The organism is Pseudophaeobacter sp. 1A09344 (genome assembly GCF_041008745.1).
GTDB lineage: Bacteria > Pseudomonadota > Alphaproteobacteria > Rhodobacterales > Rhodobacteraceae > Phycobacter > Phycobacter gallaeciensis_A.
On the sequence record NZ_JAXGFS010000001.1, the window covers coordinates 192,758 to 217,703 of the forward strand.

The 24,946-nt window shown below is 62.5% G+C and carries 26 protein-coding genes; 10 read left to right on the top strand and 16 right to left on the bottom strand.

All coding sequences use genetic code 11. The features are described 5' to 3' along the window. Positions 1 to 24 precede the first annotated feature (24 nt). Positions 25 to 819: an FAD binding domain-containing protein gene (locus SM765_RS00865; RefSeq protein ID WP_065273188.1), complete on the top strand. Its 795-nt coding sequence runs from the start codon at positions 25 to 27 to the stop codon at positions 817 to 819. Positions 820 to 888: 69 nt separating this feature from the next. Here SM765_RS00865 and SM765_RS00870 read toward each other — a convergent pair whose 3' ends face one another. Both SM765_RS00870 and infC read right to left on the bottom strand, forming a co-directional pair. Further along, positions 889 to 1,488 carry an SAM-dependent methyltransferase gene (locus SM765_RS00870; protein WP_274836771.1) on the bottom strand — a complete coding sequence of 200 codons (600 nt, stop codon included), beginning with the start codon at positions 1,486 to 1,488 and terminating at the stop codon, positions 889 to 891. A gap of 132 nt (positions 1,489 to 1,620) precedes the next feature. Then, on the bottom strand, positions 1,621 to 2,211 hold the full coding sequence (gene infC, locus SM765_RS00875; RefSeq protein WP_335645310.1) for a translation initiation factor IF-3: 591 nt from the start codon (positions 2,209 to 2,211) through the stop codon (positions 1,621 to 1,623). A gap of 399 nt (positions 2,212 to 2,610) precedes the next feature. Between infC and SM765_RS00880 the strand changes: the two genes are divergently transcribed. Continuing rightward, positions 2,611 to 3,261: a hypothetical protein gene (locus tag SM765_RS00880; protein ID WP_274836772.1), complete on the top strand. Its 651-nt coding sequence runs from the start codon at positions 2,611 to 2,613 to the stop codon at positions 3,259 to 3,261. Positions 3,262 to 3,385: 124 nt separating this feature from the next. Here SM765_RS00880 and SM765_RS00885 read toward each other — a convergent pair whose 3' ends face one another. The 6 genes from SM765_RS00885 to cobA form a co-directional block, all read right to left on the bottom strand. Next, positions 3,386 to 4,249: a ferredoxin--NADP reductase gene (locus tag SM765_RS00885; RefSeq protein ID WP_065273192.1), complete on the bottom strand. Its 864-nt coding sequence runs from the start codon at positions 4,247 to 4,249 to the stop codon at positions 3,386 to 3,388. Between the two features lie 121 nt (positions 4,250 to 4,370). After that, a complete protein-coding gene (locus tag SM765_RS00890; protein WP_065273193.1) occupies positions 4,371 to 4,772 on the bottom strand; it encodes a DUF934 domain-containing protein in 402 nt (133 codons plus the stop codon). Continuing rightward, complete coding sequence (locus tag SM765_RS00895; RefSeq protein WP_274828706.1) at positions 4,769 to 5,530, bottom strand: phosphoadenylyl-sulfate reductase; 762 nt, start codon at positions 5,528 to 5,530, stop codon at positions 4,769 to 4,771. Before SM765_RS00895 ends, SM765_RS00890 begins: the two co-directional genes overlap by 4 nt. A gap of 4 nt (positions 5,531 to 5,534) precedes the next feature. Continuing rightward, positions 5,535 to 7,199, bottom strand: a complete 1,665-nt coding sequence (locus SM765_RS00900) for a nitrite/sulfite reductase (protein ID WP_274836773.1) — start codon at positions 7,197 to 7,199, stop codon at positions 5,535 to 5,537. After that, complete coding sequence (locus SM765_RS00905; RefSeq protein WP_274831886.1) at positions 7,192 to 7,500, bottom strand: DUF2849 domain-containing protein; 309 nt, start codon at positions 7,498 to 7,500, stop codon at positions 7,192 to 7,194. The genes SM765_RS00900 and SM765_RS00905 overlap by 8 nt, the downstream gene beginning before the upstream one ends. Further along, positions 7,500 to 8,342: a uroporphyrinogen-III C-methyltransferase gene (gene cobA, locus SM765_RS00910; protein ID WP_425537292.1), complete on the bottom strand. Its 843-nt coding sequence runs from the start codon at positions 8,340 to 8,342 to the stop codon at positions 7,500 to 7,502. The genes SM765_RS00905 and cobA overlap by 1 nt, the downstream gene beginning before the upstream one ends. Before the next feature lie 146 nt (positions 8,343 to 8,488). Here cobA and SM765_RS00915 point away from each other — a divergent pair, with 146 nt between their 5' ends. Continuing rightward, a complete protein-coding gene (locus SM765_RS00915) occupies positions 8,489 to 8,962 on the top strand; it encodes an Lrp/AsnC family transcriptional regulator (RefSeq protein ID WP_065273197.1) in 474 nt (157 codons plus the stop codon). A gap of 35 nt (positions 8,963 to 8,997) precedes the next feature. Here the strand turns inward: SM765_RS00915 and SM765_RS00920 are convergent, their stop codons facing one another. Further along, complete coding sequence (locus tag SM765_RS00920) at positions 8,998 to 10,179, bottom strand: cytochrome P450 (protein ID WP_274836774.1); 1,182 nt, start codon at positions 10,177 to 10,179, stop codon at positions 8,998 to 9,000. Between the two features lie 73 nt (positions 10,180 to 10,252). Here SM765_RS00920 and SM765_RS00925 point away from each other — a divergent pair, with 73 nt between their 5' ends. The 5 genes from SM765_RS00925 to SM765_RS00945 all read left to right on the top strand — a co-directional run bounded on the left by SM765_RS00925 (position 10,253) and on the right by SM765_RS00945 (position 16,746). Next, positions 10,253 to 12,019 (top strand): ATP-binding protein, encoded by a 1,767-nt coding sequence (locus SM765_RS00925; protein ID WP_274831888.1) that lies wholly within the window; start codon positions 10,253 to 10,255, stop codon positions 12,017 to 12,019. Continuing rightward, positions 12,016 to 13,257 carry a sigma-54-dependent transcriptional regulator gene (locus tag SM765_RS00930; RefSeq protein WP_065273200.1) on the top strand — a complete coding sequence of 414 codons (1,242 nt, stop codon included), beginning with the start codon at positions 12,016 to 12,018 and terminating at the stop codon, positions 13,255 to 13,257. The genes SM765_RS00925 and SM765_RS00930 overlap by 4 nt, the downstream gene beginning before the upstream one ends. 265 nt (positions 13,258 to 13,522) lie before the next feature. Continuing rightward, on the top strand, positions 13,523 to 14,524 hold the full coding sequence (locus SM765_RS00935; protein ID WP_274836775.1) for a DctP family TRAP transporter solute-binding subunit: 1,002 nt from the start codon (positions 13,523 to 13,525) through the stop codon (positions 14,522 to 14,524). Between the two features lie 111 nt (positions 14,525 to 14,635). Then, positions 14,636 to 15,328 (top strand): TRAP transporter small permease, encoded by a 693-nt coding sequence (locus SM765_RS00940; protein ID WP_065273801.1) that lies wholly within the window; start codon positions 14,636 to 14,638, stop codon positions 15,326 to 15,328. Next, complete coding sequence (locus tag SM765_RS00945; protein WP_274828695.1) at positions 15,328 to 16,746, top strand: TRAP transporter large permease; 1,419 nt, start codon at positions 15,328 to 15,330, stop codon at positions 16,744 to 16,746. The genes SM765_RS00940 and SM765_RS00945 overlap by 1 nt, the downstream gene beginning before the upstream one ends. A gap of 163 nt (positions 16,747 to 16,909) precedes the next feature. Here SM765_RS00945 and tpiA read toward each other — a convergent pair whose 3' ends face one another. The 7 genes from tpiA to rimK form a co-directional block, all read right to left on the bottom strand. Then, the gene (gene tpiA / locus SM765_RS00950; protein WP_274836776.1) at positions 16,910 to 17,662 is read right to left on the bottom strand and encodes a triose-phosphate isomerase; all 753 of its coding nucleotides are present in this window, start codon (positions 17,660 to 17,662) and stop codon (positions 16,910 to 16,912) included. Between the two features lie 161 nt (positions 17,663 to 17,823). After that, positions 17,824 to 18,183 carry a HesB/IscA family protein gene (locus tag SM765_RS00955; RefSeq protein ID WP_274836777.1) on the bottom strand — a complete coding sequence of 120 codons (360 nt, stop codon included), beginning with the start codon at positions 18,181 to 18,183 and terminating at the stop codon, positions 17,824 to 17,826. A gap of 112 nt (positions 18,184 to 18,295) precedes the next feature. Then, positions 18,296 to 19,534, bottom strand: coding sequence for a glycerophosphodiester phosphodiesterase family protein (locus tag SM765_RS00960; protein WP_274836778.1), 1,239 nt, complete (start codon positions 19,532 to 19,534; stop codon positions 18,296 to 18,298). Between the two features lie 103 nt (positions 19,535 to 19,637). Then, positions 19,638 to 20,000: an SUF system Fe-S cluster assembly protein gene (locus SM765_RS00965; RefSeq protein WP_065273205.1), complete on the bottom strand. Its 363-nt coding sequence runs from the start codon at positions 19,998 to 20,000 to the stop codon at positions 19,638 to 19,640. A 113-nt stretch (positions 20,001 to 20,113) separates the two neighbouring features. Beyond that, the gene (locus SM765_RS00970) at positions 20,114 to 20,395 is read right to left on the bottom strand and encodes an NfeD family protein (RefSeq protein WP_065273206.1); all 282 of its coding nucleotides are present in this window, start codon (positions 20,393 to 20,395) and stop codon (positions 20,114 to 20,116) included. Continuing rightward, positions 20,395 to 21,285 (bottom strand): SPFH domain-containing protein, encoded by an 891-nt coding sequence (locus SM765_RS00975; RefSeq protein ID WP_274833639.1) that lies wholly within the window; start codon positions 21,283 to 21,285, stop codon positions 20,395 to 20,397. The genes SM765_RS00970 and SM765_RS00975 overlap by 1 nt, the downstream gene beginning before the upstream one ends. 82 nt (positions 21,286 to 21,367) lie before the next feature. After that, the gene (gene rimK / locus SM765_RS00980) at positions 21,368 to 22,780 is read right to left on the bottom strand and encodes a 30S ribosomal protein S6--L-glutamate ligase (protein WP_274831893.1); all 1,413 of its coding nucleotides are present in this window, start codon (positions 22,778 to 22,780) and stop codon (positions 21,368 to 21,370) included. A 69-nt stretch (positions 22,781 to 22,849) separates the two neighbouring features. Here rimK and tgt point away from each other — a divergent pair, with 69 nt between their 5' ends. Both tgt and SM765_RS00990 read left to right on the top strand, forming a co-directional pair. After that, positions 22,850 to 23,980, top strand: coding sequence for a tRNA guanosine(34) transglycosylase Tgt (tgt, locus tag SM765_RS00985; protein WP_274836779.1), 1,131 nt, complete (start codon positions 22,850 to 22,852; stop codon positions 23,978 to 23,980). Positions 23,981 to 24,126: 146 nt separating this feature from the next. Then, on the top strand, positions 24,127 to 24,786 hold the full coding sequence (locus SM765_RS00990; RefSeq protein ID WP_274836780.1) for a hypothetical protein: 660 nt from the start codon (positions 24,127 to 24,129) through the stop codon (positions 24,784 to 24,786). Positions 24,787 to 24,946: the final 160 nt, after the last annotated feature.

Below are 24,946 nucleotides of genomic sequence, written 5' to 3' on the forward strand. Positions count from 1 at the left end.
GCATTCTTTGGGAAGGAAAGCGGAATGTATAATTTCGAGTTTGAAAAACCTGCCTCCATTGCCGACGCGGTTGCCGCGCTGGCAGAGGAAGACGCGCAGGCGCTGGGCGGTGGCCAGACCCTGCTGCCGACCATGAAACAGCGGCTGGCGATGCCGTCGAAACTGGTCTCGCTTGCTGGGATTGGTGAAATGCAGGGCGTCTGCCGCGAAGATGATGGCAGCTTGGCAATCGGCGGCGCCACCACCCATGCCACAGTCGCCTCCGAGGCCGCAGCGCATTATCCCGCGCTGGCCGAGCTGGCCAGCCATATTGGCGATCCCGCCGTGCGCAACCGGGGCACCATCGGCGGCTCGCTTGCCAATAACGATCCGGCGGCCTGCTATCCGGCGGCGGTTCTGGGCAGCGGCGCAACCGTGATCACCAATGCCCGCGAAATCGCGGCGGATGATTATTTCGACGGTCTTTTCACCACCGCGTTGGAAGAGGGTGAGATCATCACCGGCGTGCGGTTCCCGGTGCCGGAGGCCGCGAACTATCAGAAGTTCGTGCAGCCTGCCTCGCGCTTTGCCCTGGTGGGGGTTTTCGTGGCCAAATACGCGGACGGGGTGCGGGTTGCCGTCACCGGCGCCTCGGAAGAGGGTGTGTTCCGCTGGAGCGAAGCTGAGCAGGCACTGGGCAAGGAATTCCGCCCCGACGCTCTGACGGATCTGCGCATCAACCCGGCCAACATGATGGGCGATATCCACGGCACCAAGGAATACCGTGCCCATCTTGTCGGTGTCCTGACCAAACGCGCCGTGGCCGCCGCCGCAGGCTGAACCACTGGGACAGAACAGCAATGGGGCCTCGCAGCACTGCGGGGCCCTTTTTCATGCGGGTACCTGTGGTCAGGCGGGTTTGCGCGCCACGAAATCGATGAGGGCGGACATGCCGCTGTGGCCGCGTCCCTCCTGCACCTCCCGCTCATAGGCGCGGTTCTCCAGGATGTCCCAGCCTACGAAATCAGCGGCCAGCTGATCCTCGGTGTACATGTTCTCGGCAAAGGGCGGCCCGCCGGTGCCGAATTCCAGCTGTTTCGGCGTATAGCCATGCAACAGCAGCACACCGCCGGGTTTCAGGCTGCGTTTCATGCCTTCGAATTGCACCTTGCGATCCTTGGGGCCGACGAACTGGATGAAAATGCCGACCACCAGATCATAGGCATCCTCAGGCCAGTCATGGGTGAGGATATCAACGTTTTGGAAATCCACCTTAACGCCACGCTCTGCCGCCAGATCTCGGGCGCGGGCAATGGCGGTGGGGGCGAACTCATAGGCGGTCGTCTCAAGCCCCCGCTGCGCCATGTAGACGGAATTGCGCCCCTCGCCATCGGCCACCGACAGGGCCGTCTGGCCCGGCGTCAGATAGGCGGCATGTTCGGTCAGGAACTGGGCTGGTTCGGTCCCGAACACATAGTCATCGGAGTTTGCAAATCTTTCTTCCCACATGTCGGCTCGTCCTGATCGCATGGCTGTTTATCAGGGGCGACAATGACAACGCCCCCGGCGCAGTCAAGCACCGGGGGCGGAATGGAAAGGCGGAATTCAGCCCAGATCGGGCCGGTCCGTTAGGGCCGCAGGCTATTTCTGCGGCAGCGGGCCGATCATCATGATCATCTGACGGCCTTCCATCTTCGGCATGTTTTCGATCTTGCCGATATCTTTGACGTCTTCGGCCACACGCTCCAGCAGCTCACGGCCGAGGTTCTGGTGCGCCATCTCGCGGCCGCGGAAACGCAGGGTGATCTTCACCTTGTCACCGTTTTCAAGGAATTTGAAAACGTTGCGCATTTTCACGCTGTAGTCATTGGTGTCCGTGTTCGGGCGGAACTTGACCTCTTTGACCTCGATGATCTTCTGCTTTTTACGGGCTTCGCTTTCGCGTTTCTGTTGCTCGTATTTGAACTTGCCGAAGTCCATGATCTTGCAGACCGGCGGATTGGCGTTCGGCGAGATCTCCACAAGGTCCAGACCCGCTTCCGCTGCCATCTCCATCGCCTTGGCCGGATGGACAACGCCAACGTTCTCCCCTTCGGCGCCAATCAGGCGGATTTCGGGGGCGCGGATTTTTTCGTTCGTGCGCGGGCCGGTATCACGAGGCGGCGGCGCGTTATGAGGTCTGCGGGCTATGGGTTCAATCCTTTGATGGTTGCCGATTTTCGAGCATGAAATCTAAACCGGGGCGCGGCGTCTTTCAAGCGGGAACCGATGCGGGCGCCCGTGAAAAAAGGCGATTGTCATCACAGAACCGGTGCAAGCCTCCCGCAGTCGGGCCTGCGGGCAGGTAGGCACCGGCGCCCGGCGGGCAGGGCGGCAGCCAGCCCGGCCTGGTCTGCATCGATTCGGAGGGGCAGCCGTCAGGGGGAAAGCGTATCCGGCCTGGGTGCCGGCAAAGCCCCGCCAATCCGCCGGGATCCTGTCGGCGGCGGCTGGCCGATGACGCGTCCGGCGATTTTTGCCCCTTGTGGCGGGGGCTGCGGGACGTCAGCTAGCCGGTATCGAATGTCGCAAGAACACGCGCCGGAGCCTCTGCTGCGATGCAGGCCCCGGCCACAACAAAGGAGAGACATCATGAAACCGGTTATTGTTGCCGTAGCAGCCGGGGTGGTGGCGATAGGCGCTTACTATGCCTTTTCCGTCCAGACCGAAGACAGCGCGATCAGCAACGCGCCGACCAACACGGACGCCCCCGTAGCCGTGACAGAGCCTGCACCTGAGGCAGAACCTGCACCGGTGGTCGAGGAGACCAGCGAGGGCGAAGCGCCGAAAACCACGGCAGAGCAGATGGAAGAGGCCGCCGAAGCGGTCGAGCGCGCGGTCGAGGATACCGTCGAAGGGGCCGCCGCCGAGGCAGAGGCAGCCTTGGAAAGCGCCAAAGAGACGGCAGAGACAGCAGCCGGAGCCGCAGCGGATGCGGCAGAGGGCGTTGCTCAGCAGGCGGATGAGGCTGTCCGTGAGGCTGTAGAAAGCGCAACGCAAGCTGTGACAGACACGGCGGGGAGTGCCGCTGATCCCGCAGCGGAACAGGCTGCCGATCAGGCTATGTCAGAGGCGCTGACGCTGGAAGGCTTTGACTACGAAACGGTCACCACGATGATCGCCGACTCGGATCTGTCGCAGACCCAGAAAACCGTTCTGACCTCGGCGCTGGATGCGGCAAAGGACAGCCCGGCGATGCTGAAGGCGGCGCTGGATCAGGTGAAGGCCGCGCTGAACCTGTAATTCCTACGCTGGATTGCAGCGGCGGGATAACCCACTGGTACAAAAGAAAAGCCGCGCCGCCCGTATCAGGGTGGCGCGGCCTTTTTGTATCTGGCCATTGGCGGCTTGCGTCAGGCGTTCTGGCTTAGTCGAGGAAAGCCTTTTCCACGACATATTGCGCGGGCTTGGAATTGGCGCCTTCTTCAAGGCCGGCCGCTTCCAGCATGTCCTTCAGTTCCAGGTTGAAGGCCAGGTTGCCGCAGATCATCGCCCGGTCGCTCTCGGGGTTGAGCGGCTCAACGCCCAGATCCTTGTAGGCCTCGCCCGAGTTGATCAGGTCGGTGATCCGGCCCATCTTGGCGCTCTCTTCCCGGGTGGTGGTGGGGTAGTATTTGATCTTCTTCCAGAAGCCCTCACCGATCACCTCATTCAGGAGCTCGTCGTCCTTCAGGCTTTCGATCAGTTCCCGGCCATAGGTCAGCTCGCCTGCGGTGCGGCAGGTGTGGGTGATGATCACCTCGTCGTAATCCTCGTAGGTCTGCGGCTCGCGCAGCAGCGAGGCAAAGGGCGCAAAGCCGGTGCCGGTGGCGAAGAACCAGATGCGTTTGCCGGGCAGCAGGGCGTCATGCACCAGAGTGCCGACGGGCTTGGGCCGCAGGATGATCTGATCGCCTTCTTTGATGTGCTGTAGTTTCGAGGTCAGCGGACCGTCCTGCACCTTGATCGAGTAGAACTCCAGCTCTTCGTCCCATGAGGGCGAGGCGATGGAATAGGCACGCAGCAGTGGCTTTTGCTTGCCGGTCTTGGGATCGGGGTCGCCCATCAGGCCGATCATCACGAACTCGCCCGAGCGGAAGCGCAGCGACGCAGGCCGCGATACCCGGAAGGAAAACAGGCGGTCTGTCCAGTGCTTGACCGCGGTCACGGTCTGGGCGTCCGGCAGGGTCGGGGTCGCCTTGGCGGGCTTGGCTTCGGAGGCAGTGTCGGTCACGGCGGTCATCTCGTTCATCGGTTTCACTGCCGGTCTGGTAGACCGGCACCTCTGATTAATCGTTGATTCAGGTCAGGAAAAGCTTTGTTTTTCCCGAATTGCGGTTTGTGGGGGTGTCTGACGCGGGATCAGGCCCGTCTCAGCGGGCGGCCCGGCCGCGTCCCAGACGTGCCTGATAGTCGTGCGCCTGCCAGTTTGCCCGGGCCAGCCACTGATCCTCGGGCTGACGGGCGGCCAGATCATCATCGATCTCGACCTCGTCAAAGCCGCTGCGCCGCGCCATGGCGTATTGATCCGCCAGCACGTGACCATAGGCCCGGAGCCGCCCGGTATAACCCATCTGCCGCAATTGCCGCGCCAGGGTGAAGCCGCGGCCGTCGGCAAAGCTGGGGAAATGAATACGGATCATCTCGCAGCCGGGGATGCGGTTCGACAAGGGGGCCAGATCCGCATCGGGCTGCAGGTCCAGCGCGTTTTCACCCTCGTAGCCGGCCTGCCAGCTGTCGGGGCCAAATCCGGTGTCGGTCACAATTACAGTCATTTGGGGTCAGCTCCTTTGCGGGTGAGTTTGCCATCCACGATGTGGATGCCGCATTCTTCCTTGTTCTGATCGCGCCAGCGTCCGGCGCGGGGGTCTTCGCCTTCTGCCACCTTCGAGGTGCAGGGGGCGCAACCGATCGACGGGTAGCCCTGCGCCACCAGCGGATGGCGCGGCAGGCGGTTTTCTTCCATGTAGGCGCGCACGTCCTCGGGCGCCCAATGGGCCAGCGGGTTCACCTTGATGCGTCCGGTGCCGTCCTCGACCTCGAAAAAGTCGAGCGCGGCGCGGCTGCCGGACTGGAACCGTTTGCGTCCGGTGATCCAGCCGTCATAGCCCGACAGTGCGTTTTGCAGCGGCACGGTCTTGCGCAGGTGGCAGCAGGCGTCGGTGTCCGAGAACCGCAAGGCGCCATAGGGGTCTTTTTCGGCGATATCCTCGGCGCGGATAACCTGCACGTTGCGCAGGCCAAGGCGCTCGCTCACCTCCTGCTGATAGACCAGCGTTTCGGTGAACAGCAGCTCGGTATCCACGAACAGTACCGGCACGGCGGGATCGATCACCGCCGCCATATGCAGCAGCACAACCGATTCCGCGCCAAAGCTGGAAACCAGGGCGATCTGCCCGGCATCCTGCAGGGCGCCCTGCATCACGGCGGTGGCTGAATGATGCCGGTAGCGGGCATTCAGCATCTCCACCTTTTCCGCCAGGGCGGTGTCCGGTGCAGCCCCATTGGGGCTGCTCTCTGCGAGCTTCAGCATCGCTCTAGGCCACCTTTTTGCGGGCTTCGGGATAAAGCACGGCTTTGAACGGTTCCATCCCGACGCGGCGGTAGGTCTCGATGAAGGTCTCACCTTCATCGGTCCGCAGTTCCAGATAGGCGCCGATCAGACGCTCCACCGCCGGAACGATCTCGTCATAGGCGAAACCGGGGCCGGTGCGGGTGCCGATGGCCGCCGTTTCGGTGGCATCACCGCCAAGGGTGATCTGGTAGTTCTCTACCCCGGCGCGATCCAGACCCAGAATGCCGATATGGCCGACGTGGTGGTGGCCGCAGGCATTGATGCAGCCCGAGATCTTGATCTGCAGGTGGCCCACGTCGTGCTCCAGCTTCAGCTCTTCGAACCGGGTTGCGATATCCTGCGCAACCGGGATCGAGCGGGCGGTGGCGAGGGCGCAGTAATCCATGCCGGGGCAGGCGATGATATCCGAGATCAGGCCAATGTTGGCGGTCGCAAGGCCGACCTCTTTCAGGCGGGCATGGATCGCGGGCAGGTCCGATTTCAGAACATGCGGCAGGATCACGTTCTGCTGGTGGCTGATGCGCAGCTCGTCATAGCCGAATTCCTGCGCCAGATCCGCCATCACCCGCATGTGTTCGGCAGTGGCATCGCCGGGGGTGGCGCCATGCGCCTTGACCGAGATGGTGACGATGGCGTGGTCTTCGTTGCGATGCGCCGACAGGTTGGTGTCGGCCCAGGCGCGGAACACCGGATCGTTGTCATAGGCCGCATCATAGGCCGCAGTGTCGCCGCTGCGCAGGGCGGGGGGCGTGAAATGTGCCTTGATCTCTTCCAGCAACTCCTGATCGGCGCCGTTGAACTGGGCGCGGCGCTCGATAAAGCGCTCTTCGACCAGGGCACGGATCTTGTCGATGCCGTTCTCCTGCACGGTGATCTTGATCCGGGCCTTGTACTTGTTGTCGCGCCGCCCCAGCAGGTTGTAGACGCTCAGCACCGCCTCAAGATAGGGCAGCAGGTCCGCCTTGGGCAGGAACTCCCGCAGCACCTTGCCGATCATTGGCGTGCGGCCAAGGCCACCACCCACGATCACCTCGAACCCGGTCTCACCCTCACGGGAGACCATGCGCAGCCCGATGTCATGAGCGCGGGTCACGGCGCGGTCCTCTTCGGCGCCAGTCACCGCGATCTTGAACTTGCGGCCCAGGAACTGGAATTCCGGGTGGTCGGTGGACCATTGCCGGATCAATTCGGCATAGGGGCGCGGATCTTCCAGCTCACTCTTGGCGGCGGCGGCAAAGTGATCCGAGGTCACGTTGCGTACGGTGTTGCCCGAGGTCTGGATCGCGTGCAGGCCCACTTCGGCCAGCGCGTCCAGCATGTCCGGCACGTCCTTCAGGGTCGGCCAGTTGTACTGGATGTTCTGACGGGTGGTGAAATGACCATAGCCCTTGTCCCACTTTTCGGCCAATAGCGCGAGCTGGCGCATCTGGGCGCTGCTCAGCGTGCCATAGGGGATCGCCACGCGCAGCATATAGGCGTGCAGCTGCAGATAAAGGCCGTTCATCAGGCGCAGGGGTTTGAACTCGTCCTCGGTCAGGCTGCCGTCGATGCGGCGCTCTACCTGGGCACGGAACTGGGCGTTGCGTTCAGCCAGAAAAGCGGCGTCAAAGTCGTTATACTTATACATTGGAGAGAGCCTCCTGTTTGCCATGGGCGTAGTTCGAGGGACCGGTGCGGCGGAATTCTTCGCGGAAGTGGACGGGTTCAGGGCCATCCGCGCCGGGTTTGGCATCGGTCAGGTAGATGCCGACAACGTTGAGGGCATCGCGTTCGGCGGCCAGCAGGCGCAGCTGCGCCTCGGCCTCGTCGGTGATCAGCTCGGCCTCGCTCAGCGAGCGGCTCCAGCTGTCCTTGGCGGTGTAATAGATCACGTCGCCCTCAAGGAGGTCATTCGCGGTGATCACTTTGGGCGTAAAGGGACGGGGCATCAGGCGAGCTCCATATTCAGATCGGAGGTAAGGTCAGAGGCGAGGTCGGGCAGGGCGGCGAGGCTTTGACGCGGCGCCAGTCCGAGGAAGGTAAGGGCCGGACCGGAGAGTCCTGCCGCAGCCAGATCGGCGGGCAGCCGGTCCAGCGTTGTTTCCAGAACGCGCTGGTTGGCGCGGGAGGCATGTTCGACGATGGTCACCGGCGTGGCCCGGTCGGCGCCGTGCATGATCAGACGGCCCTGCACGAAACGCGCGGACTTCTTGCCCATGTAGATCGCGGCCACCTCACCGGGGCGCGCCAGGGCTGTCCAGTCGTGATCGGCAAAACCGCGCATGTCGTGCCCGGTGAGGAACCGGACCGAGGAATTGCGCCCGCGCTGCGTCAGGCTCTGACCGATGGCGGCGACCGCAGCAGAGGCGGCGGTGATGCCGGGCAGGATCTGATAGCCGATCCCGGCGGCGTCGCAGGCGGAAAGCTCTTCGTCGAGGCGGCCAAAGACGGTGGGATCGCCGGATTTGAGCCGCAGCACCTTGCGGCCCGCACGGGCATGGGCCACCAGACGGTCACAGATCTCCTCTTGCGACATGGAGGGGCCAAAGCCCTCCTTGCCGACATCCTCCAGCGCGATGCCGGGGGCGGCAAGGGCCATGATCTCGGGGCTGACCAGACGGTCGAACAGGATCACATCCGCGGCCTGCATCGCTTTCAGCACCTTCAGAGTCAGCAGATCGGGATCGCCCGGACCAGAGCCGGCAAAGGCAACCTGACCCGGCGCGGGGCAGCACATGCCATCTGCGCGCTCAGGGCTGGCAGAGGGAATGATCGGGGCAAAACTGGACATGTGGCGCCTCATTTCTGGTGTTTGACTTGACCCTCAATATAGGAAATATTCCCATTTAAGCGCCATACGTCCGCCCAAATAAGGACATATGTTCCACGTGGTTCGGGGCTTGGTGACCAAGGTTTCGATGCAGAGGGAAAATTAGAATGACAGTGCGGATTGATGCCACGGATCGGAAAATCCTGGCGGAGCTGCAACGCGACGCCAGCCAGTCGCTGGACGAAATCGCCAAGCAGGTGGGCAGCTCAAAGACCCCGGTCTGGAATCGCATCCGCAAGCTGCGCGAGGCCGGGGTTATCGGTCGCCAGACCGTGATCCTGGACGCCGAGGCGCTGGGGTTCGAGGCTTGTTTCTTTGTGCTGATCCGCACTTCTGAGCACGAGGCGGAGTGGCAGGCGTCCTTCTTGCAGGCGCTACGCGACCGCCCCGAGGTGCAGGAGGCGCACCGGCTGGCCGGCGATATCGATTATATTCTGAAGGTGCGGGTGAAGAACGCGCGGGCCTATGACAAATTCTATCAGGCGCTGATTTCTGAGGTACGGGTGCACAATGTGACCGCGCTCCTGTCGATGGAGGAAATCAAATCGACCACGCTGCTGCCGCTGGAGCCAGCGGAGTAGGGGAAGTGGAGGGCGGCGCCGGGTGGCGCCGACCATTAGCGGCTCACCATCAGCCGGGTGAGGCCATGAAAATGGTAGCTGTCTGAATACTCGGGTTTTTCTGTCAGGTGCAGATCGGGGCAGCGCTGGAACAGGATGGGCAGCGCGATGCGCATTTCCAGCCGTGCCAGCGGCGCGCCGACGCAGAAATGCAGTCCGCCCCCAAAGGACGTGTTGGTCTTGGCCGGGCGGCTGGGGTTAAAGACCTCTGGATCATCAAGCACTGCCGGGTCGCGGTTGGCCGCACCCAGAAGCAGCGCCACCTGATCGCCGCGCTGGAAGGTATGGCCGAAGACCTCGGCCTCTTCATAGGCATAGCGGGTGAACATATGCAGCGGCGGATCATAGCGCAGGATTTCCTCGACCAGTTGGTCGATCCCGTCCTCGGTCAGCCAGGCCGGATCCCAGCCCTGTTCCAGCATCGTCTTCACCCCGTTGCCAAGGGCGTGCACTGTTGCTTCGTGCCCCGCGTTCAGCAGCAGGATGCAGGTGCCGATCAGCTCATCCGTGGTCAGGCTGTCCCCGGCTTCCTCGGCGGCAATCAGGCGGGTGATCAGATCATCCTGCGGATCGCTGCGGCGTTGATCGATATAGCTGCGCAGATAATCGGAAAAGGCGGCAGATGCCTCGGCTGCGGAATGCTCGGTCTCTTCCGTGCGCCCGGCCTGATACATGGCCACCATCCGGTGCGACCAATCCAGAAGCTGCGGCGCCATCTCCTCGGGTACGCCGAGCAGGCGGCAGATGGTCACGATCGGAACCTGCGTGCAATAGGCCTGCAACAGATCAAAGGGCTGGTCCGGAAAGGCATCGATCAGATCATGGCACAGCTGGGCGATATCCGCCTCAAGCGCGGTAATCGCGCGCGAGGTAAAGGCCCGCATCACCAGCTTGCGCAGGCGGGTGTGGCGTGGCGGTTCGGCGTCCAGCAGCGAATGAGCCTCGACAGCCAGAAACGGTGCCAGATGGGCCGGGCCGGGCGTGGCCATTTCGGCGGGGATTTCCCTTCCGAAGCGGCGGTCCCGCAGCAGCATGTGAACGGCCGATTTGCGAAAGGCTGCCACCATGTCGTAGTCCTGCCAATAGTGCAGGGCGCCCGCGTCGCGGGCTTTGGCGTAGAACGGATAGGGATCTTGCACAAAGGCCGGATCGGTCGGAGGCTGATGCAGTGTTTTCATGCGGCGACTTTTGCCATGGCGGCTGGTCAATGCAAGGTGAGTTTCATAGTCTGGCCTGCATGAGGCAGTATCGATGATCAAACAAACCATGTGGCAGCGCTGGGGCCTATTGCTGGGATTTGCATGTGCAGTCGCAGGGCTGGCGGCTGCGGTCTGGATCTATGGGTACCGGCAGGCGCTGGACTCGCTGGCAGAGCGCAGCGCGGCGGATCTGGCATTGGCGTCGGACCGGGTCAGCACGCAGTTGCAGATCTACCAGGAACTGGCGGTTCTGACGGCGGATCACCCGGTGCTGGACGGGCTGGATACGGCCGCTGGGCAGCAGGAGGCAGCCCGGCGCCTGCGCGAGGTGGCGGACAAGACGGCGGCGCTCGACGTGTTCTATGCAGACCGTTCGGGGCGGGTGCTGGCCTTTGCCGAAGGGGTCGCCGGAGGTTCGGTGGCCGATCAACCCTACTTCAAACGTGCCATGCAGGGCGCGCTTGGCACCGGTCACGCGGTGCTGCTGCCCGAGGGGCGGCGGGCCTATTTCTATGCCGCACCCAGTTTCGCACCCGGCGGCGGTGTGTTGGGGGCGCTTGTGGTCGTGGCCGATGTGCAGGATGTGGAGCAGACCTGGCGCGGCTCCTTGCCTGCGGTCTTCTTCACCAACCGCAACGAAGAGGTGTTTATCTCCAACCGGCCGGAATTGCTGTTCTGGCGCCGGACCGAACGGCTGCCGGGCAGCGCGGCCGAGGGAGGCGATCCGGTTTCCTTCGCGGTCGAAAACCACGGCGGGCATGAGGTTTGGGAGCTGTCCGGCAGTTCCTACCTGCCGCAGCAGGCGTTGCATTTGACAGTGGACCTGCCGGTCATCGGACTGCGTGGAGAGATCCTGGTGGATGTCGCCCCGGCGCGGCGTATCGCTGCCTTGCAGGCGGCGGCTCTGACGGCGGTGTGTCTTGCATTCGGCACGCTCCTGTTCCTAGCGACCGAGCGGCGCCGGACACTGGCTCGGGCCAATGTCATTCTGGAAACCCGGGTCGAGGCCCGCACCCAGGCCCTGCAGGTGATCAATACTCAGCTGCGCCGCGAGGTGCACGAACGCGAAGAGGCCGAAGCGGCGCTGAAACAGGCGCAGGAAGATCTGGTTCAGGCCGGGAAACTCTCGGCGCTGGGGCAGATGTCTGCGGGCATCAGTCACGAGCTGAACCAGCCGCTGATGGCCATTCAGCAATATGCCGAAAACGGCGCCGCCTTTCTTGAGCGGGAAAAGCCCGAGCGGGCGGCGGAAAATCTGACCCGGATTTCCAGCATGGCCGAGCGCATGGCGCGGATCATCAAGAACCTGCGGGCCTTTGCCCGCAACGAAAGCGAACCGATGGCGCGGGTTGATCTGGTGCAGGTGATCAATGCGGCGGTGGAACTGACCACGGCGCGGCTGGAAACGGACCATGTGGCGCTCCATTGGGCAGCGCCATCCGGTCCGGTCTACGCCTGGGGCGGCGAGGTGCGGCTGACGCAGGTTTTTGTAAACCTGATCAATAACGCCGCCGACGCCATGATGGAGCAGGACCAGCGGGCGATCCGCATCGCGCTGGAATGGCCGTCACAGCAAACTGGCGCCCGGCTGCGCGTTCATGTCCGTGACATCGGCCCGGGCATCAAGGAGCCGGAAAAGATGTTCGAACCCTTCTATTCTACCAAGGCGGTGGGCAGCGCCGAGGGGCTTGGCCTTGGGCTGTCGATCTCTTACGGGTTGGTGCAAAGTTTCGGTGGCCACATCCGCGGCTGCAACAGCAGCGATGGTGCGGTCTTTACCGTCGAACTTGACCCCTGGAGCGAGGAAGAAGCTGCATGACCCGGCGGGTACTGCTCGTGGATGATGATGCGGCGGTGCGCGAGGCGCTGTCGCAGACGCTTGAGCTGAACGACCTGGAGGCGGTGACAGCTGGCTCTTTCGTGGCGGCCAAGGATCTGATCACTCCCGAATTCGATGGCGTGATCCTGTCGGACATTCGCATGCCGGGGCGGGACGGGTTTCATCTTTTGACTTATGCGCATGAGATCGACGCCGAACTGCCGGTTATCCTGCTGACCGGCGAAGGCGACATTCCGATGGCGGTGCGGGCGATGTCCGAGGGCGCCTTTGATTTTCTGGAAAAACCCTGCGCCCCGGGGGATCTTCTTTCGGTGCTGGAGCGGGCGCGCAAGACCCGGGCACTGGTGCTGGAAAACAGACGCCTGAAGCGCCAGCTGGAGGCGGGCGATCCGGCGGCGCGGATGCTTTTCGGCACCTCCCCGCAGGCAGAGCAGCTCAGGACGCGAGTGCGCGCAGTGGCGCCCACCGGAGCCGAGGTTCTGGTGACAGGTCCGGCGGGCAGTGGCGTTTCCAAGGTCGCCGAAGTCATCCACCTGATGTCGCCGCGGGCGCAGGGCGCCTTTGTGAAGCGACCCGCCGCCGGGATGACCATCGAAGCTTTTGATGCGCTGTGCCAGGATGCAGCGGGCGGGTCGTTGTTTCTGGATGAAATCCCGGCCATGGCCGACGCGGTGCAATACGCGGTTCTGGAACGGCTGGAGCAGGGCGTCGCCGCCCGGGTGATCGCAGGGACCACCAGCGATCTGGCGCAGCTGGCCACCAGCGGCGCCTTCAATGCTGACCTGTTTTATCGCTTGGATGGCATGCGGGTGCGCATTCCATCGCTGGCTGAACGGCCCGAGGACATCCCGGTTCTGTTCCGTCATTACGTGGCGCAAGCGGCCGAGCAGGCGGGCATCGCGGCGCCCGAGATCAGCCAGGAGCATCTGGCGATGCTGATGGCGCAGGACTGGCCTGGCAATGCCCGCTCGCTGATGTCGGCGGCCATGCGGTTCGTGCTTGGCATGCCCGAGGAGGTCTCGGTCGGCTCTGGTCTGGGGCTGGCGGAACAGATGGCGCAAGTTGAGCGGTCCTTGCTGATCGCGGCGCTGGGGCGCCAGAACGGGCGCGCTTCGGCGGCGGCGGCGGCGCTGAAGCTGCCGCGCAAGACCTTTTACGACAAACTGGCCCGATATGGCATCCGCCCCGAGGACTATCGTCGCGCCTCTGATGCGTGATTCCGGGGCGTGATTGGGGGCGTTAAAGTTTGTGCGGAAATCCGCACACCTGCCGCAAACTGCTGTGCGGGTTTTCGCACAGCTCAGAAATCAGGCATCTGCGCCCAAGTTGCGGGCGCATCGCATCTGTCTGAAATGTTGGTGAAAAATCCAAAATCACCCGAATCGCGACTCAATTCTTGAGCAAGAGAGTGCGATTCGCGATCCTTCCCGCGGGGCCTGTGCATTGCGCATGGGCTATGGAGAGAAATCTGGGAGGACTACCATGAAGTTCCTGACTGCTACCGCCGCCGCTCTGGCGATGACCGTATCCGCTGGCGCCGTTCAGGCGGCCTGTGAAGAAGGCGAGATCGTCGTCAAGTTCAGCCACGTCACCAACACCGACAAGCACCCCAAGGGGATTGCCGCGACGCTGCTGGAAAAGCGTGTCAACGAAGAGATGAACGGCACCATGTGCCTTGAGGTCTATCCGAACTCGACCCTCTACAATGACAACAAGGTGCTCGAAGCGATGCTGCAGGGTGACGTGCAGCTGGCCGCACCGTCGCTGTCCAAGTTCGAAAAATTCACCAAACAGTTCCGCCTGTTCGACCTGCCGTTCATGTTCAAGAACATCGATGCGGTTGACGCCTTCCAGGCGTCCGACAACGGTCAGGCGATGCTGGATTCGATGCAGCGCCGCGGCCTGCAGGGCCTGGCTTACTGGCACAATGGCATGAAGCAGATGTCGGCCAACAAACCGCTGGTCGAACCGACCGACGCCAATGGCCTGAAGTTCCGCGTGCAGTCCTCGGACGTGCTGGTGGCGCAGATGGAAGCGATCGGTGGCAGCCCGCAGAAAATGGCCTTCTCCGAAGTCTACGGCGCTCTGCAGCAGGGTGTTGTCGATGGTCAGGAAAACACCTGGTCCAACATCTACGGCAAGAAGTTCTTCGAAGTGCAGGACGGGATCACCGAAACCAACCACGGCATCATCGACTATCTGGTGGTGACCTCGGTGGACTGGCTGGACAGCCTGGAGCCGGAAGTACGCGACCAGTTCCTGACCATCCTGTCGGAAGTGACCGAAGCGCGGAACTCTGAATCCGCCAAGGTCAACGCAGCAGCCAAGCAGGCGATCATTGATGCCGGTGGCACCGTGCGTCAGCTCTCGGCCGAGCAGCGCCAGTCCTGGGTCGACACCATGAAACCCGTCTGGGCGCAGTTCGCCGGTGACGTGGGTCAGGACAAGATCGACGCCGCACAGGCGATCAACGCAGGCTTCTGATAGCCGCACCCCGGGGCGCGCCATCCAAGGATGAGTGCTGCGCCCCGTTTTGCAGGCGGCGTGGGGATCCGCCGCCTGCACCATTTTATCAACATAGCAGGGGAGACTGGCATGTCGGGGGCAAGAACCGGCCCGGCCGGGGTCATCAATACGCTGGAAGAAACGCTGATCGCGCTGCTGTTGGGGCTGATGACAGTGATCACCTTTGCCAATGTGGTGGCGCGTTTCGTGTTCAACTCCAATATCCTCTGGGCGCTGGAGCTGACGGTGTTCCTTTTTGCCTGGCTGGTGCTGCTGGGGGCGTCTTACGCGGTCAAGACGCATGCGCACCTGGGGGTGGATGCCATCGTCAACACGCTTGCGCCGCCTGCACGTCGCGTTGTGGGGCTGATCGCGGTTGGCGCCTGCCTGCTGTTTTCGCTGCTGTTGCTGAAAGGCGCCTATGATTACTGGGCGGTGTTTGCGGATCTGCCGCCGACCTCGGGGCGCTGGTTCCCGACGGGGCTGGACATGAAGGCCCGCAGCCAAAGCTTTTACGAGGTGCAGGACGTGCCGATGGTGGGGATCTTCCGGTTTCTGGAGGATCTGATCAACTACGGCGATTCCTACGAAAAACTGCCCAAAGTGGTGCCGTATCTGATCCTGCCGCTGTCGATGCTGTTGCTTGTGATCCGCTTTGTGCAGGCTGCCCTGCGTATCTGGCGCGGTGAGGCAGACCGGCTGGTGGCCAGCCACGAGGTTGAGGACGAGTTGGACGAGGCCCGCGCCCGCGCCACCGGAGAAAAGACGGGGGGAGAAAACTGATGGACGTCGTTCTGCTTTTTGCCATGGTGGTTGGCCTGATGCTGATCGGCGTGCCGATCTCCGTCTCGCTGGGCCTCAGCTCCACCCTGTTTCTGCTGGTTTATTCGGACAGTTCGCTGGCCTCGGTCGCCGGCACATTGTTCGAAGCCTTTGAAGGCCATTTCACCCTCTTGGCCATCCCGTTCTTCATTCTCGCCTCGACCTTCATGTCGACCGGCGGTGTAGCGCAGCGGATCATCCGGTTCTCGATTGCCTGCGTCGGCCATTTTCAGGGCGGCCTCGCCATCGCTGGCGTCTTTGCCTGCATGATGTTCGCGGCGCTGTCCGGTTCTTCTCCGGCGACCGTGGTGGCCATCGGCTCCATCGTGATCGCAGCAATGCGCCAAGCGGGCTATTCCAAGGAGTTCGCCGCCGGTGTGATCTGCAACGCGGGCACGCTTGGCATCCTGATCCCGCCCTCCATCGTGATGGTGGTCTATGCGGCATCGGTCGATGTCTCGGTTGGCCGGATGTTCCTTGCCGGTATCATTCCGGGCCTTTTGGCCGGGGTGATGCTGATGGTGACGATCTATGTGATCGCCCGGATCAAGGATATGCCCAAGGGCGACTGGGCGGGCTGGGCCGAGGTCGGTGCCTCTTTCCGCGAGGCGTTCTGGGGCCTGTTCCTGATCGTGATCATCATGGTCGGTATCTATGGCTACCCGTGGTATTCGCCTGAACTGGGGCTTTACAAGGAAGGGGCGATCTTCACGCCGACCGAAGCCGCCGCCGTGGCATCCGTCTATGCTTTCCTGGTGGCAACCTTTGTCTACCGCGACATGGGACCGCTGGCGGGAACCGAGGTGCGCCCGCGCCGCACCGTCCTGCAGGCGCCGCTTGCGCTGCTGTCGGTCTGGTTCCACAAGGACACCAAACGGGCGCTGTTCGATGCGGGCAAGCTGACCGTGACGCTGATGTTCGTGATCGCCAACGCGCTGATCCTGAAACATGTACTAACCGACGAGCAGGTGCCGCAGCATATCGCCAATGCCATGCTGTCGGCGGGCTTTGGCCCGGTGATGTTCCTGATTGTTGTGAACGTGATCCTGCTGATCGGCGGTCAGTTCATGGAGCCGTCGGGCCTGTTGGTGATCGTTGCGCCGCTGGTGTTCCCGATCGCAATCGAACTGGGCATCGACCCGATCCATCTGGGCATCATCATGGTGGTCAACATGGAGATCGGCATGATCACTCCGCCGGTTGGCCTGAACCTCTTTGTCACTTCCGGCGTTGCGGGCATGCCGATGATGGCGGTGGTCCGGGCGGCCCTGCCGTTCCTGGCGGTGCTCTTCGTCTTCTTGATCATGGTGACCTATATCCCATGGCTCAGCACGATGATCCCGAACGCGCTGATGGGGCCGGAGATTATAACGAACTAGAGATTCACGAGTACCGAGTTGTGTAAGAGTTGGTACGAGTGAGGGCGCCCCGGGAGATCGGGGCGCCATTTTCGTCTGCGAGTCTAGAAGCAAAGGCCGTAAAAAAGCCCAGCTCTGCGTCAGAGCCGGGCTTGTCACTGATGTGTGAGGCCGCGCCTCTTGGTCAGGCGTTCTCCAGAGCCGAGATGATCGGAGAGAAATCCGCGGCGGTCAGGCTGGCGCCGCCGACAAGGGCGCCGTCCACGTTCGACACTGCAAAGATCTCGGCCGCATTGCCGGGTTTCACCGAGCCACCGTAAAGCAGGCGAATGCCTTCGGCGGTCTCGGCGCCAAAGCGGCTCGTCAGCTCGGCGCGCAGGAAATCGTGCACTTCGCCGATCTGCTCCAGAGTTGGGACCTTGCCGGTGCCGATGGCCCAGACCGGTTCATAAGCGACGACCAGTGTGGCGCCGCTGGCGCCCTCCGGCACCGAACCGGCAAGCTGCGTGCCGACGACCGACAGGGTTTCTCCGGCTTCGCGCTCTTCAAGCGTCTCGCCAAGGCAGACCACGGCCAGCAGACCGGCGGCCATGGCGGCTTCGGCCTTGGCAAGGACGATGGCGTCGGTTTCACCGTGATCGGCGCGCCGTTCAGAGTGGCCCAGGATCACCGCGCTCGCGCCTGCATCCAGCAGCATCGCAGCGCTCAGATCGCCGGTATGCGCGCCCGAGGCCGCGGCGTGACAGTCCTGACCACCGATTTGTACCGGTCCGCCGCGGGTGGTGTCCGCCGCGCGCGACAGCAGCGTTGCGGGGGGGCAGATCAGGATGTCGGTGCCATCCGGCGCCGGATGGCCTTCAGCCAGCGCAGCAAGCTCGACCAGCTCTGCCCCGGTGCCGTTCATTTTCCAGTTTCCCGCCGCCAGTTTCCGCCGCATGTGTCGCTTCCCTTGTTGTTCTGTGGCGTGGTGGTAGCACCCCGCGTCAGAGGGAGCAATTGTGCAAGACGCCGCTGGCGTGGCCATTGGAAACACAAAAGGGCGACCGAAGCCGCCCCATGCAATGAATGCCGTAATCTATGGTGATCAGTCGTCTGAGTTCAGGCGCCGGGTATATCCTTGAAGCTGATCGACTCGCCGCAACCGCAGGCCTCGGCGACGTTGGGGTTGTTGAACTTGAACCCGCTTTCCAGCAGCGTGGTTTCATAGTCGATCTCGGTGCCAAACAGGAACATCTGTGCCATCGGTGCGATCATCACCCGGGCGCCGTCCTGTTCCACGACCTCGTCGTTGGGATCGGCGTCATCGACGTATTCCATGGTGTATTCCATGCCGGCGCAGCCGCCTTTTTTCACGCCGATGCGCAGGCCCGCGTGGCCCGCATTCTGCATCAGCTTTGAAATCTGCGCCGCAGCCTTCGGGGTGATGGTTACAGCCTGTTTGCCGGGGATACCGAACATGAAAGTCTCCAGTTTCGCGCGTTACCCTCAATCTAGGGTCCTGCGGCGGCAGGCTCAAGGGGGCGGCGGCAGATGCGATGCACAGGTGCCTGTGCGGTGGCGGTTTTTTTGTCTACAGGTCCATGCAGTTGGCGTAATAGGTCACCGTTGCGGGCCAGTCGGAAAAGACACCGGAGACGCCCACATCCTGTGCCAGAACATCCAGCACCTGATAATAGGCCGAAGCATCCGAGATCGCCGGTTTCACTGACCGGTAATACCAACCGCCGCCATTTGTCAGCGGCCCAGAGCGCTCCATCGACCAGGCGATGATCTTGAGCCCCGCCTCGCGCGCCTTGATGGCATAGGGGGAGGGCACGATCTTCCCGTCCTCCAGCGCCAGCAGCATCCAGATCGGCGGTGCGATATAGTTAACCCCCATATCTGCCAGCTCCTGCATGCTCGGCTTGAAACTCGCGGGGTTGGACGGATCCACCTTGCCTTCATCGGCATCGGATTTGGAATAGCGGTCATCGAGGTACACCGCCTGCGCGCCGAACTCCGGCTCGTTCTCGATCCAATATAGGACATCGCTGAGATCGAAACTTTGCAGCCAGACATCCGATGCTGGCACGCTCGCGGATTTGTACTCTTCCACCAGCTTCTGCGCGTAGTCTTCCTGCGTGAATCCGTTGAAGGGCATCTTCACCGCCGGTGCCTTCAACTCGGGCGTGAACTTGGCGCCAATGCTGCGGAACAGGGCGATGGACTCAGCGTGGGTCATGCTGCGCGCGCCATCCACATAGAGCGTGCTGCGCCATGGGGCGACGCCGCCCTGATAGGCTTCTGCGGTCTTCGCCGTCTTGTCGCGGCTGTCCATCTTGGGAGTCAGGCTGCGGAACTCTTCCAGCGTGATCTCCGAGGTGCGGCACTCGGCCTTGGCGTCCGCGCCGCCGCCTGCGGGGGTGAAGGGGGTGATGCAGGTGTCGGCCAGATCGCTGGTCAGGATATCGGTGGTGGTGTGAAGATCGTTCTGGGCATGGCGGCAGACCAGTTCCAGATCCTTGGTAAAGGTCACGTCGCACTCAAGGATCCCGGCGCCCATCTGCGCGGCAGCCATATTGCTTTCGACGGTGTGTTCGGGAAAGAGCAGCGGTGCGCCGCGATGGCCGATGGAGAATTCCGTGCGCTGCGGCACCTGCGCGGCGCAGGACTGCAGCCGGTCCTTCAGCGCGCCCGCGGGCAGTTTGTCGACCAGATAGGCCGGGCGAGGGCCATAGGTCAGGGCGGTTTCGGCGACAGCAGAAGTGGCGGCAAGCGACAGGAGTAGGCCGGGCAGGGTAAGGGCCGAAAGGGAAAAGGAAAGGCGCAAAGGGGTTCTCCGGAAAAATCAGGTTTGAAACAAAAATCGCGGCGCCGGGTAACACCCGCGCCGCGATCCCATGAAACTATTGTGATGATGCACGGGGCAGGCGTTACATGAACCCAAGTTCCAGGCGCGCCTCGTCCGACATCATCTCCATGCCCCAGGGCGGCTCCCAGGTCAGTTCGACATCGACGGATTTAACGCCGGGTACGGGCGAGATCGCATCGACGATCCAGCCCGGCATCTCACCAGCGACGGGGCAGCCCGGCGCGGTCAGGGTCATGATGATCTTGACGTCGTTTTCTTCGTTGATGTCGATGGTGTAGATCAGGCCCAGCTCGTAGATATTGACCGGGATTTCAGGGTCATAGACGCTACGGCATGCGTCTGCCACCGCATCGTAAAGCGGGTGGGAAACAGAAGACGGCGCGATCAGCGGCGCCCCTTCAAGAGGTTCGGAAGCGTTGGTCATATCGGTCCCTGACTGGTTATCCGACCGTTTATATAGGGAACAGGGCAAGCGGCGTCCAGTCTTGGACCGCAGGGAAGTTGCGCGCTGGTGCAGATGGCAGAGGCGATTTTTGACTAGTCGTTGATATCCGTGTCAAAGGTCTTCACCTGCCCTCGGGGCAGGGCAAAGGCGCGGCGCAGGACAAGCCAGGCGATGAGCGATATCGCCGCAAAGAGGAAGACCAGCACAGGCAGGCCAAAGGTGCCGCTGCCCATCGCAAGAAGCAGTACCCCGACGCCAAGGGCGCCGATGGCAAAACCGAGGAAGACAAAGCCCGGCGCCAGCACCTCCAGAATGCCAAGTACCAGCGCCGCAGCGCACCAGACCCACCAGAGTGCCCAGAAGGGAGCGGCCATTACTTGTTTCCTTTCAGCATCTTGAAGGCGTCTCCAAAGGCCTCAAGCGCCTGCGCCGGGACCACGATGGTCTGGCTGCCGGTGCCTGCGCCAAGAGTATTGAGCGCCTCCACCTGTTTCAGCGCCACCTGATACTGCGCCGCCTCCAGACCGTTTTCGGCAATCGCCTTGGCCACCACTCCGGTCGCATAGGCTTCGGCATCAGCCTGAATGCGGCGGGCCTTGGCGGTTTGTTCGGCGGAATACAGTTCCGCATCGGCGGCGAGTTCCACCGCGCGTTTCTTGCCTTCCGCCTCGGTCACCTGCGCCCGGCGCGCGCGTTCGGCATTGAGCTGCTGCAGCATCGCATCGCGGGTGGCCTGATCGAGGTTCACGTCAAGGATCTCGGCGCGCGTCACTTCAATCCCCCAGTCATCCACGGCGCTTTCGACGCTGCGCTTGATCTCGCCAATCAGCTGCGAGCGGTTGGATTGCACCTCATCCAGATCCATCTTGCCGATTTCAGCGCGAACAATCCCGGCGACGGTGGTGGCGATGGCACCATCTACATCCCGGATGCGGTAGACTGTCTTTTCCGGCTCCAGGATGCGGTAGAATACCGACGTATCGATCTCTACCAGCACGTTGTCGCGAGTGATCGCATCCTGGCTGGCGTTCGGCAGTTGCCGTTCAAGGATCGACACCTTGTGACGGACCGCATCCAGAAAGGGCACGATGAAATTGATGCCCGGGCCAAGCACCGACTTCAGGCGGCCAAAACGTTCGACGACAAATTTTTCCGACTGCGGAACGATCCGGACGCCTTTGAGAATGACGACGATCAGGAAGATCGCCCCGAGAATGTAAAGCAGGCTGCCGGACAAGAGGGCGGTAATCTGATCTTCGTTCATAACTGGAAATCCTGTCTGAAAGGTATGGAACCAAGATCGGGTGGCGGCGGCGCGCGGTCAAGCCCTGCCGCCGCCAGTGGGATCACTTGCGCGCCGTCGCCTGTTTGCGCACCCGCAGGGGGGCGGGGCGCACGTGGTCTTCGATCTCGTCATAGATCAGCCCGGCAATGTTTTTCTTCGAGGTCCGCTCGATACCTTCCAGCCCGGGCGAGGAATTGACCTCCAGCACCTTTGGCCCGTTTTCCGAGCGCAGAAGGTCGACACCCGCGACATTGAGGCCAAAGGCCTTGGCGGCCTTGACGGCTGTGGCGCGTTCTTCCTTGCTGATCCGGACCGAGACTGCGCTGCCGCCAAGATGTAGATTGGAGCGGAAGTCGCCCTCGGCGCCGGATCGTTTCATTGCCGCGACCACCTTGGAGCCGACCACTAGACAGCGGATATCCTCGCCATTGGCCTCTTTCACGAATTGCTGCACCAGGAAGTTCGCCTTGAGGCCGCGAAAGGCGGTGATCACGGATTCGGCGGCCTTCTTGGTTTCGGCCAGCACCACGCCTTTACCCTGCGTGCTTTCCAGCAGTTTCACGATCAGGGGGGCACCTCCGACGATGTCGATCAGGTTTTTTGTATCCTTGGGCGAGGCGGCAAAGGCGGTTTCGGGCATGCCGATCTTCTGACGTGCCAGTACCTGATGGGCGTGCAGCTTGTCGCGACTTGCGGTGATGCCAGCGCTGCCATTGACGCAAAAGGTGCCAAGGGTCTCGAACTGGCGCAGCACGGCGGTACCATATTGGGTGATCGAGGCGCCGATGCGCGGGATCACCGCGTCATAGCGCGGCAGACGCTTGCCGTCGTAGTGCACTTCGGGCGCCAGCGCGTTGATGTCCATGTAGCAGCGTGTGGTGTCGATGACCTCGACGGTGTGGCCTCGTTTTTCGCCTTCTTCCACCAGTCGGCGGGTGGAGAAATTATCCTCGCGGCTGAGCACAGCAATGCGCAGCACCCGGTTCGGCGCGGCCTTGCGGATGTTTTTCGAGGCATAGACCGAATAGTCTAGTTCCGGTTGGCAGAACCGTTCCGAAGGTGCCACCGCGACGTTCTCTCCCAGCGCCTGGCGACCCAGAAGCATATGCAGTGTCATACCGCTGCGATCGGTGAGGGTGACTTCGATGGGCCAGCTGTGGCCATCCACCACAAGATCGGTTGAGATGACATAGCGCATTTCGCTTTCGCCATTGGAGGAGGTCACCTCACGCCGGTCGATAATATCGGCAGAGCAGGGGATCCGCAGCCCTTCCTGCCCCGGCACGGGGTGGACGGTAAAGCGTACCTTGGGGGCGGCAGCCGGTCCGAATGTTTCGATTTCAGTCGCATGCAAGGCAGAGGTGCGGGCGCCGGTGTCGACCTTGGCCTTCATTGCAGGCAGGCCAAGCCCCGGCAGGCTTACCCATTCCTCCCAACCGAGGGTCAGTTTTGCGGCGTGCTCGTCTGTGGACATGCGCTTGGCTCCTTGGCATTAGGGGAATCTTATGGTCGTCAGATGACAGAACTAACGCAGGAAGTCGAAATGTCAGAGCTTTTCAAGTTTGAAATGAAAGCGCAGGACGGAAAAGCACGCACCGGTGTGATCCAGACGCCGCGCGGTGACATTCGCACGCCTGCCTTCATGCCCGTTGGCACCGCTGCGACGGTCAAGGCGATGATGCCGGAAAGCGTGCGCGCCACCGGCGCTGACATCCTGCTGGGCAATACCTACCACCTGATGCTGCGTCCAACGGCTGAGCGGATCGACCGGTTGGGCGGATTGCACAAGTTCATGAACTGGCAGCGTCCGATCCTGACCGACTCGGGCGGGTTTCAGGTGATGTCGCTGGCGGGCCTTCGCAAGCTGACCGAGAAGGGCGTGACCTTCAAAAGCCATATCGACGGCTCCCGGCACGAGCTGACGCCAGAACGCTCGATGGAGATCCAGCGGCTCTTGGGCAGCGATATCGTGATGTGTTTCGACGAATGCCCGGCGTTGCCTGCGGACCGCGACCGCATTGCCGAGTCGATGCGCCTGTCGATGCGCTGGGCCGAGCGGTCCAAGGACGCGTTTGGCGACCGGCCCGGTCATGCCCTGTTCGGGATCATGCAGGGCGGGCTGGAACAGGACCTTCGCGAGGAAAGCGCCAAGGCGCTGACCGACATCGGCTTTGATGGCTACGCGGTGGGTGGCCTTGCGGTGGGCGAGGGGCAGGAGGCGATGTTCGGCTGCCTTGACTACGCGCCGGACATGCTGCCGCAGGACAAGCCGCGCTACCTGATGGGCGTTGGCAAGCCCGACGATATCGTCGGCGCCGTGGCGCGCGGCATCGATATGATGGATTGCGTGTTGCCGTCGCGATCCGGCCGGACCGGGCAGGTCTTTACCCGCCGCGGGGTGGTCAACATCAAGAACGCGCGGCACGCGGATGATCCGCGTCCGCTGGATGAAGAGTGCAGCTGCCCGGCCTGCTCGAACTACTGCCGCGCTTACCTGCACCATGTGTTCCGCGCCAACGAGATGATTTCGGGCATGCTGCTGACCTGGCACAACCTGCATTACTTTCAGGAGATCATGCAGGGCATGCGCGATGCGATTGCGGCGGGGACGTTCGAGGCCTGGCAGAAGGACTTCCACGACACCCGCGCTGAAGGTGATATCGAGCCGGTGTAATCGGGGGGGTATTAGACCGCTGACCACCCTTTTCCGGGTAAGAGGCGGGGGCTGATTGCCCTGTACCTGCGTGGTGACCGGTTATGCCTTGTTCACCAGTTGTGAAGACCTTTTTGCTAGTTTCCCGCCAAAAGGGGAGAATGGTGATGAGGTGGTATCTGGCGCTGGCTTTTGCGGCCTTGATGGGCGGCTCGATGGCAGCTCAGGCGCAGGCGACACAGGATAACACCACGCCAGGATCGCTGGCAGAGGCATCAAGTTTCTTCAAGGCGCCGCGCCTTAACGGTTGCAGCATTCCGCTAGAGGATCTGGTCAAAGGTGGCTCTGCCGGGCTGCGCGGCCAGTGGATCGTTCAAAAAGGCCCGGGAGAGATGTCGACGGCTGTCGGCGGGCGCATCGAGATGGTGCCGCTGCCGCAACGCAGCGGCGATACCCTGTCGCTGCGGTTTCGCAATGGCAGGCTGGTTGCGGATTCGCCGGTGCTGGGGCTTATTGGGATCTCTGTACAGGACCGGGGCCCACTAAAGCCCGGCACTGGGCTGCGCGCCGAAAGCGTCGGCCGCGGCGATCTGCCGGATGATGCCGAGGTGTTCCTGGATGAGGTGTCTCTGGGGCCGCTGCCCTGCGGCGCCGATCAGTTGATCAGGCTGACCCTGCTGGCCGAGCGTCCAACCGGTACCGGAGAGGTCTTGCGGCAGGAGGTGCGCCTGTTCCTGATCGATGAAACACGGATGAGCGGAACCTATATTGAAACCGGGCCGGGCGGGCGGATGGAGCGGGGATTCATCACCCTGATGCGACGCTGAATTGACCCGCATGGCCCAAACCGGGGGCAGCTCGCAGCCCCCTTCACCATTTGCTCACCCTTCCTGCATTTGCGCCCTTGTGGTCGCCGCCCTGCAGGGGCAATGTGAGCGCAAAGATTGAGGCGCTGCGGTTGAAATACATGCTGAACCGCACCAGATA